Genomic DNA, 9359 nt, shown 5'->3' on the forward strand with positions numbered 1-9359 from the left:
GTATCATACTGCGGTATATCTCAATCCAGAGAGTGAGCTTAGGAAAGCTGTTCTGGCTTAGCGACATCTTTCTTGACATTCACCGTGGAGTTGGTGGTCGGATTCAGTGGATTAGGTGGTCGGATATCCGTGTATTACGCAACCATTTCTGGAGTGGCTGAAATCAAAGATCAGCTAAGGCATGCTGAGCGATCGCTCGATGTGGCAACAAAGGGGCGGGCTTGGAAGAACATGGAAATCTTCGGGGCCGAGGTTTCCAGACTTAGAAGGCTAATCAGTGAGCTTCCAGCTGCGCAGATACTTGGCACGTCGTCAGACCAGAGCTTATGGATAGAAGCAGTTTTACTCGTCCTTCTTCGCGCGCTGCTTCTGGCCGCTTCAACGCTAAATGCGCATAGGCTGAGAAACCAGTTCTGCGACATGGCAAACTGCAGCAAACCTGTAAATGCCAGGTGAGTAGAAGTCATAGTGTAAAGCTACAGCTGAAATAGGGAGGCCCCTATGCAGGGCGTCGCATTGAAAGTGCTTTAACAGCGAAAGAGGATATCCTTCAGCTCGGATCCGAATTTCACGCCAAACTTCGAAGAATGCAGAGGCCTCGGCCGGCCCCCGGGTGGCGCTTTAGCAATTGGGTCCTGACAATGCAGACAATCATCGACCTCGAAAAGGTCGCTGAAGACTGGCCATTCATGATGGCAAGATAACGGTTTCTGCACCGAATCCTTGCCGCTCATAGGGGCAAAAGCCTGGGATTTTTGATCGATTGCGATGGCTGGAGGCAGTAAGAAAGGCCAACTTTTAAAAAGTTGGCCGCCAAGCCGTGCACACATTAGGAAATAAGTGATTTCTTAAGCAGTGTTATCGAATCGCTGCTCTCATGATCTCACGACGATCATTGAGAATTAATTCTCCAGGCTTGTCGCCGTCACTAATCTGGTATGAACGTACTGCTTCTTCATTGGAAACAGCGTCATTGCCAAAACTCACAGCGTCGATGGAACTGCCAAACTTACTGCTATCCAAAGTATTGAAATCAGATTCAGATATTTTCAATGATTGAGGAGCAACACTTGCCTTGGATAAAAGTATTTTTTTATCAAGAGCCCCTCTGACACCAAGTCCAATGCTGCCAGCTTCAGTTGTAAAAAGGCCGGCGGTTGCAGCTTCTGAATTTGTCATAAGCATTTGCTCAAGCTGGTCTAATGCGGGAGGTCCGCCTCCGCCCATGGATCCGCCGCCGTAGGCTGCAATAATAGAAATCGGAAAGAGTGCGGCGGTAACAATGATATTTTTAGATGTGACGTTCATGACTTCAATCCTCCAGAGGATCCGAAAAAGAGCGAAAAGACGGTGATAGCTGTCCCATGATATTCACGGTTTTCAAATATCTCCAGGACTTCCGCCCAGGCTTTGGCAATTACTGCATACGCCTTCTGCTGACCCGCCAGGTTTAAACCTTTCCCATAGTTTGCCCCGATCGAACCTGGCTCACCCAGGTCTACCAGGTCAACGTGCGTCTTGCAAATGGCTTTCACCTGATCTTCTGGCAAGCTTAGAAGTCCTTTGAGAACACCTTCGAAAGTCCCACTGGGTCTTTCTGACAAGGCGCCCTTCTCAAGGAAGGAATTTAACAGTTCGATACCTTTAGTCCCATAGCTTTTTTCAATCATTCCTCTGTTCGCGCCCGGAGTTTCTGCCACGAAAAGATAGAACTCATAGTTATGAGTGGACTTTAGAATGATATCTATTGCTTCAATCTTTTGTTCCTGCTCGGCATCACTAGCCCCAAGGTCTGCAGCCAAATCTCTTGTTTCTTCTGGATAAAATTCGGACAAAAAATCACGGTAGTTTTCGGGGTCAATGAATTTTAGAAGCCGTCGTGTTTCAAAAAATGAAAAACTTTTCAACTCATCGGCTTCAAGTCGATAGAGCTTGGCATAATCAATTTTTGTTTGGCGCGACAGCCACCGAATGCTTTGATCCTTTTGACCCAAATAATCTTTTAATCTTCCTCGTAAGAACGGGCAGATGGGGTGAGCCATAAAAACACTCTCCAGGCGGTTCCGGCCACTATAATGCGCTGGTCGAAATTATGCCTCCAGATGAGATTAGTCAAACAACTTATAAACCAGTATGGGTAGTAATTTGGACAAAATGGCATCATTTGTATGTCACGAAAATTAAAACGGCACGCTGATTCTGAGAGCGACATTTTAAGTGGCTTTTATTCAAGTAACCGGAAAGGCTAAACATGCTGTAATGGCATATCAATGATTCATTGAAAACGTTTTTATTTTTGAAAAATATTTAATGGCACAGTTCATGTGTCTTGCGCCAGCGCAGGGCACTCAGTAGAGAGAATTTACCGTAACGGTTTATTTCCGTAGGTAAAGGAAGAAAGCTGATGGCGACCCCTGCAGAACCTTCTTTAGAAAATCAAAGCCTTCCAAATACCTCATGCCGTTCCCACCATTCTGGTCGTCACCGGTTACTTCTCCGTTCAGTTTTCCAAACGATTTTAGGAGATAGAGATCAATGAAGTTTACTGCCTTGCTCTTCTGTATGATTTCATTCCTTACAGCTCCGCTTGGTGCCCAGACAATCATGGAAAATCCAACGGCCTGCTTTGGCCGTGACTGCTATCCTGCAACCCTGATCCCCGCTACCAAAAGAATTGAGGACAACTGTTATTCCATTGACGGAAATTCGATTCGATACGATCTAAGCCGCCCGGAATGCTATAACAAAGGAGTGTTCCTCGGATCTTCGAGCTTCAACATAGATTTCGGCAAAACCCCCAGCACATCCCCAAATCACGCTTTTGCACTTTACTCACTCGAAGAAATCAAGAATACCATCGGCCGCTATGGGTCTGAAATCCGTTTGTCCGCAACTTTTGTCGGTGCCTATGAAGCCTGTCCGTCCATGGATAACTGGCTCGACATTGGTCTGCCTATACAGGACAGCGTATATGTAAGCTGCGGCAACACTCTAACCACAATTGACTTCACCATTGACGCGAAGTCCGGAAGATTTCAAGGAGCTTTTGAAAAGGACTTCGGTGCGCCGACCGTCCTTCCTTATAAGGATTTTGACTTAAGCAAATGCAACGCAGATTTGACTGTTTCGTATCAAACCGCAAATATTTGCAAGCTTGATGTGGATCTTCTTGAAATAGTTTTTCAGCAGAAGTAGGGAGACAAATATGAAAAAAATTGTGCTTTTCCTTGCAATCGTTTCAACAGCAGCCCGTGCTGAGTCAGTGCAAGACGATCTATCCAAAAAAGTGGATGGCTACCACCAATATGATGCCACAGCTATCAAGACTTTTACTGTAACAAAAGTGACAGCTGCTTTGACGGCTTGGTCAAAACCCATCAGTCTCATTCTTCGATGTGACGGGAAGGATCTTGAGGCCACCCGCAAGACATTCACAAATCCCCAGCTAAATAGCAGTCAGACATTCACAATCACTACTGAAGTTAATAAAGAGACCTGCCCTTCCAACATTCTGGAGGCTTATTTTGAGGCTCCTGGACTTGAGATCTCTGAAGTTCCTTTGTCACTCAAGGTTACAAGAGGTCGACTTCTGGACGAGGGCTTTGTTCGGCAGATCAATGACCTGATGAGTATAAATGCCGAGGACCTGGTTTCATACAGCAGTATCATGAGTCAACATGCGGCCTCTGAGCCGACAATGCACTGCATTATCGAAACTTACGGCAAGCGGCCTGGATTAAGCGGCATCATCCAGGAGCTGACCACGAATTACTTTAACACCTTCGGAGTAAACTTTACTCCTGGCAAGTTTACTTGTCCGCCAACCGAGACTCTTGAAGGAAGAATTGAAACCTGCGCCTCAAATCCAGTTGATCGCAGCCCATTTTGCAATACAGTCAAGCTCTACAACATGTCCAAAAGCTGGTTTGTGGATTCATATATTGAAGCCAAGGCCAGAAAGTTAAAGCTTGGCGAGGAACAGGTTGCTTTGAAGGACAAGTTGAGCGATCTACAGACGCAGCTGAAGGGCGAAGTTGGCTTGTCGGATGAAATTGTCGGCATTGAGACTGGCTTTGGTGAAGACGACGAATAAGACACCTATATAGGGATCATTTATGAAAAAAGTTTTGCTCGTTACAGCGTTACTTATTCCAGCTTGTGGGAAAGACAAGGATGATAGGAAAGAAGCCCGCCAACTGCCAGAGAGTAACCCCGAGTCTGTTCAACTAATCCAGGGCCTTTCTGAAGCCAGTTTCTGGGACTATTCATCAGAGATACGGTGCGATGGGCTGAAGGAGTATCTTTCCGAGTTTGGAAAGCAAAGAATTGAAAACGGAAGTATAACCGCCTTCAACTGCTTTGAAACAGCCCCAGGATCGGAATCGTTTGTAGCAGCGGTGGAAATGGGATTCGATGAGCAAAAGGCGTTGATGGCAATCACTATCAACCGTCAGGCTGCCAATGTTGCTTTTTGCAATGGGGAATATAAGCCTGATCCCATAGACATGAGATGTTCTGAAGATCAATCGAACTCCGCTCCATCGTCACCAAAGATGGTCACACTCAAAAATGAGCTGCCTGCCCTTCTGAAGATTACGGTTGGTGCCCCGCAATCCAAGAATTTGATTAATGGTCTTCCTGCAGATGATTTCTACAAATCAGCCCTGGTCCAGCTTGACTCCAGCGATGGTGTCGTTGTGCCTTTCGAGGGTCAGGAGTATCGCTTTTTCTTGGGGCTTACAGCCTCTGGCGAAAGCCCAGCCAAAGGTAAACTTGTAGTTGAGAAAATCGAGCCTGCGAGCGGGTACCAGCTTTTTGGATGCAGCGATGCGAACTGCCTTTCCCAAAAAACATTTGATTATCAGATTCGCCATCATTGGTTCACTTTTGCATCCGATGGGAAGATGTCGGCCTTTATTATTCCCAAAGCCTTAAAAATCCCTTTTATAAACGGCTCCCCTGGGGCCGTTTATCAGGGGGGCTTTCCCTCATATTAAGGAAATCTTATGCGGCCATACCTAATTTATGCTGTATTAAGCCTTGCGGCTTTAAGGTTTGAAGCTTACGCATCACCGCAAAATCAGTGTTTAATTGAAAAATCAGAGTCCCATGATCTGTCACAAGAGGAAGAGAAAAATCTTCGTGACTGCTTCAAAAAACGAAACTGCACCGTCGCACAGACCGAAAAAATGTGCGCATGGGCTCAGCAGGAAAAATCGTCTTCGGCTCCGGGCTACACCCCTGAACAAAAGGAAGAGCTGGAGAACGTCTGTCAGCAGTGCGATCAAATCGCAATTATTGCCTGCGGTTATGATTTTGAGGCTGCACAAAAACGTTTTAATATTTTCAGCACGATTTTCCTGTCAGATACAAACAAAAACAAGCCTTTGATATTCGATTTTGACAGACCTGGTTTTAAGTTCAGCAATCTGAATATCAATGACAATATCGCAAAAATAGAAAGTGACCGAACTAACTATCAAGTGGAATATGATAAATTGCTTTCGGATCTTTCAAAGCTGTCCTCAAATGTTACGACGGAAGCTGCAGTTACAGCCAATGTAAAATCGGCCCATACCTTGATCAGCAGTTTCCAAAGCAAGTGGACATCATACTTTAGGAATATTGAAAAACTTGAGGATCTATTTCTAAGATCCAATGCAATTCTCGTTGACTGGCAACTTCGACTGCTGGCGATGAAGGCTGATTCCTACTGCAATGGGTATCTGCCACAGATAAACCTTGGGGCAAAAGACAACGCCGATTTATCTTCGGCTTTCAAGAAAGCTCTCGACGTTATTAGCAAATCAAACGTCAAACATAATCTTATTACCCTCGATAGATTTACTGAAAGTGCCATAAAATTGAACTATGTTCAATTCTCCAAAGTAAAACTTGAAGACCTCGAAAAATCAATTGGCACCGCTCTAAAGCTTGAGTCTGACCTGTTTCAAGCCAATATTTGGTGGTTCAATACTTCCATTGGCGGCTTGGCGGGAGGTTTACACACACGTTACTATCAATATCGGGAACCCTTGCGGCTTCTAAGCATTGCGGCCGCAAAGGGTCAGGAACATATCGACCTTATAAAAAGTAACGCTTCTGCGCCGTCCGCAGCTCTTAACAGGGCGATAGCCAATCAACAGCAGCGCCTTAAACTCATCAACGACGATATTAATTGGCTTAAAGAAAGAGGCTGGCAAGGGCAATTTAATGATCAAAAAGCGACAATACAATCATGGCTCCCCGTCGCGAAAACAAGTGTCTGCAAGCAGGCTTTGACGGCTTTCACTACGGGCGCGTCCAGAGTGAAGGACGATATCAGGGATTTTGAATCTTTTGCTGAACCCAATTTTCTTAATGCCATGAAAGTTTGTGAGGCTGCCGAATGAAAAAGAATATTTGGTCCATCATATTTTTTATAGCCATGCTTGGATCCTGTACGCCTGGAGCTGACTCAGGGCTAAAGGGTATTATTGGTACTGATGATTCGGTAGAGGTTCCATTTGTCCCAGCCTATTCTGTATCAGTTATTCAAAAGATAAGTGAAGAGAAGACGGCCTATTGTAATGGCGTAAAGTTACAGGACGGCAAATTCTTCACTGCATTGCATTGCTTAAAGGCCCACACGCCCGGCAGCCCCGTCGTAACTAGCGCAGGCCTGGTCGAGGAATCTGTCAGAGAGAAAGAGGCTGACCTGTTTATAGGAACGATGATCGGTGGAGTGGCTCCGTCCGAGGGAGCTCGTATATTTCATGGTGAACCACCGCTGGCAGCAGATTTGGAAGCTCATTGGTTCGATCCATTGACGAGGAAATGGAAACTCAGCAAGGGCCATGCGAAAAGAAGCTCGACCGAAGATTTGATCTGGCGACATGATCTGGATTTTAATCCTGGGGCATCAGGAGCAGGGCTTTTCCTTGTTACAGAGAATGGCGATCGCCTGCTCGTTGGTATCCATCTTGGATTTGCAAAAAATGAAAACATCGGCTTGGTGCTTACGACAAACTCTGAATATCATAAGACTAATCTTGCCTCATATATGCCTGAGGGGATTTGCGTTGGCTTTCCGGTAACGAAAGATGGGAAAACATATTACGAGTGGAGCTGCCCGGATGGTGAAGAGGGCGGGGGAGATGGAGGTACAGGGGATGATGCCACCGAACACGGCCCCGAGACTCCCAACCCGACTGAGGGAGAGGGACCAACTTTGCCAGAAGATTCATCAGACGGAGATGATGAAACCACAGGGAATGTTCCATCGGAAACTGGCGATGTCCCGGATCCCTGGGGTATAGACTTCGGCGGTGGACCTACCGGATCCGGAACAACTCCCGGTGAAGGCACTGGAGGGCGCCCTGGAAGCAGCGGCAGTCAGGGTGCAGGGCCTTTGAGTGACGGTCAGCCTTGCCATGCTTGTCAATTATATCGATCTGAGATGGATAAACAGTCCCTGTTTAAGCCGGGCTGTGATCAGGAATCTGGCTGGACGAATATGTTCGGCCAGCAAACGCCTTCAGGCGATCACATATCGCTCAAAGGACTCAAATTAAGCCAGACTCAACTTACGGAAGCATTGCGAAGCCTTGCCGAAAAAGTGGTGAGCGAAAAAAAATGGAAATCACCTGACGACCTTCAAACCAAGATATCCCAGCTATCACAGGAAACTGTCAGACGACTACAGAATTGGCTGAATAAAGTTATCAAATCGGCTGATGACTACTATGCGCTGGTTATTACGTCAAACTCCAATGTTAAGAAACCTTCTGAACCAGTTTTCAACGAAACCGCCGAAGGAATTGAGGAGGCCCGGCGCTACCTCGACCACCTTAAAAAACAGATTGCAGCCAATCCTGACCAGTTCACCGACAAGCGGTATTCTCTTTTGGATGCGTCCCAGCAGCTTTTAAAAGTTGCTGACATTGAGTGGAAAAATGGGGATCCGGAAAAAGCTCAGATAGCCCTTGAGATGAGTCTTGCAACGGCTGATGCCACGCTAAGCGCTACTCCGATTGTAGGGTGGGGCAAGGATATCTACGAGGCATGGACTGGATACAGCCTGACCTCCGGGCGCAGATTAACAACAATTGAACGTTCGCTGGCCATTGGAGGGGCTGTTTCAGTTGGTATCGCCGGGGCGGTCGGAGCATCCGCAAAAGTCCTCGTTTCTGGTACGGTCATCTTTAAAGATGCCGCCAAATTGACCAAACAGCGGAAGAGCTGAAAGAAATTGAGAAAGCCACCCAGAGCCTAACCGAAATGGGCAAGAACGCGGAAGCTGCAGGAGTTTCTGCTGATATTGCTGCTGAAGGCCTTCGATCAACTCAAAGGGTGGTTGCCCAGGGAAGACATGTAGAAACGGTAGCCCATGACGGTCGTTCGATGTTAAAAATGAAGGGCCTGAATCCAGGAAAGCCAGAGGTCGTTTCTGATGGTGTCAATTCTACGGTTAAAAAGCTAGTTAATGAAAAGGGTTATACAAACCTGGATCTGATGAAAGAAGGATATGCACCTATTGGTTCAGACGGCAGGCAAGTTAACTTGCACCATGTATTCGCTTACGAGCCCGGGCCTGTAATTGAGATGGAAGCGACTGCCCATACTAAACAGTTCAAAAAGTTCCACAAAATGATAAAAGAGAGCTTCCGACAGAACAGCTCTTTAGCGAACGATTTTGACGGTTTTCGTGAAGATTGGTGGCTTTCAAGATCGAAAGACTTCGTAGAGTAAAATAAAGAAGAAGGTGTGACTTGGAAACAGCAATTCCTAATTTGATCAATCAGCTCAATGCTGCGTCTCACTCGATCGGAAGACGAGGGATCCTATTAGGCGATCCCGTTAGCGAAGAAATTATTAGGCAGTTTGAAGATAAGCTAGGAGTCAAATTTCCTGATGATTATCGAGAATTTTTGCAAAGCTATGGATATTTAGGAATTGCTGATACTTTCTTCTTCGGCATTTGGATGGATGATCTCGAAGCGACCGGAGATGGTTCGATCTTGGGCGAAACAACAAAACTCCGACGCGAGTATAATTTGCCCCATTATCTCATTCCTTTTTACGGCAGAGAAACGTATGCCTATGCGTGTATGAACTGTTCTCCGGTACCGGCGAACCAAAGGATCGTCGATTTTAGCCCCCCGATTGGGGAAATCCAAGCCTTTAACGAGGCGAATTCTTTTAAAGATTACCTAGTCCTTTACTTGCAAAGGAGGTTGAAATCGCTTGCCAAATAAAAATTGTGCTGCAGCCAAGCGGTGGGGAAGCCTCTGTCCGCCAATAGATTAGGGTTCCAATTTGAATAGGAAACGCCGTACTGAGAGCGTTACACCAAGCTACGGTGATCAAAAAGACTTAAA

9 protein-coding genes are annotated in these 9359 nt (G+C 46.2%); 7 read left to right on the forward strand and 2 right to left on the reverse strand.

All coding sequences use genetic code 11. From position 1 onward, the window contains the following. Positions 1-858: 858 nt before the first annotated feature. Positions 859-1308, reverse strand: a complete 450-nt coding sequence (locus tag VE954_RS41875) for a hypothetical protein (protein ID WP_324964492.1) — start codon at positions 1306-1308, stop codon at positions 859-861. After that, on the reverse strand, positions 1305-2042 hold the full coding sequence (locus VE954_RS41880) for a hypothetical protein (protein WP_324964494.1): 738 nt from the start codon (positions 2040-2042) through the stop codon (positions 1305-1307). Before VE954_RS41880 ends, VE954_RS41875 begins: the two co-directional genes overlap by 4 nt. A 493-nt stretch (positions 2043-2535) precedes the next feature. Here VE954_RS41880 and VE954_RS41885 point away from each other — a divergent pair, with 493 nt between their 5' ends. Genes VE954_RS41885 through VE954_RS41915 form a run of 7 tightly spaced genes read left to right on the forward strand, consistent with a single transcriptional unit; the run spans position 2536 to position 9236 of the window. Then, the gene (locus VE954_RS41885; RefSeq protein ID WP_324964496.1) at positions 2536-3195 is read left to right on the forward strand and encodes a hypothetical protein; all 660 of its coding nucleotides are present in this window, start codon (positions 2536-2538) and stop codon (positions 3193-3195) included. A 10-nt stretch (positions 3196-3205) separates the two neighbouring features. Continuing rightward, positions 3206-4093 (forward strand): hypothetical protein, encoded by an 888-nt coding sequence (locus tag VE954_RS41890; RefSeq protein ID WP_324964497.1) that lies wholly within the window; start codon positions 3206-3208, stop codon positions 4091-4093. A gap of 22 nt (positions 4094-4115) precedes the next feature. Further along, positions 4116-4997: a hypothetical protein gene (locus VE954_RS41895; protein WP_324964499.1), complete on the forward strand. Its 882-nt coding sequence runs from the start codon at positions 4116-4118 to the stop codon at positions 4995-4997. 9 nt (positions 4998-5006) lie between these two features. Then, positions 5007-6392: a hypothetical protein gene (locus VE954_RS41900; protein ID WP_324964501.1), complete on the forward strand. Its 1386-nt coding sequence runs from the start codon at positions 5007-5009 to the stop codon at positions 6390-6392. Continuing rightward, on the forward strand, positions 6389-8224 hold the full coding sequence (locus tag VE954_RS41905; protein WP_324964503.1) for a pre-toxin TG domain-containing protein: 1836 nt from the start codon (positions 6389-6391) through the stop codon (positions 8222-8224). Before VE954_RS41900 ends, VE954_RS41905 begins: the two co-directional genes overlap by 4 nt. 35 nt (positions 8225-8259) lie before the next feature. Continuing rightward, a complete protein-coding gene (locus tag VE954_RS41910; RefSeq protein WP_324964505.1) occupies positions 8260-8730 on the forward strand; it encodes an HNH/ENDO VII family nuclease in 471 nt (156 codons plus the stop codon). A 20-nt stretch (positions 8731-8750) separates the two neighbouring features. Beyond that, positions 8751-9236 carry an SMI1/KNR4 family protein gene (locus tag VE954_RS41915; RefSeq protein WP_324964507.1) on the forward strand — a complete coding sequence of 162 codons (486 nt, stop codon included), beginning with the start codon at positions 8751-8753 and terminating at the stop codon, positions 9234-9236. Positions 9237-9359 lie beyond the last annotated feature (123 nt).

Origin of the sequence: Oligoflexus sp., from assembly GCF_035638955.1 — a bacterium.
Classification (GTDB): Bacteria; Bdellovibrionota_B; Oligoflexia; order Oligoflexales; family Oligoflexaceae; genus Oligoflexus.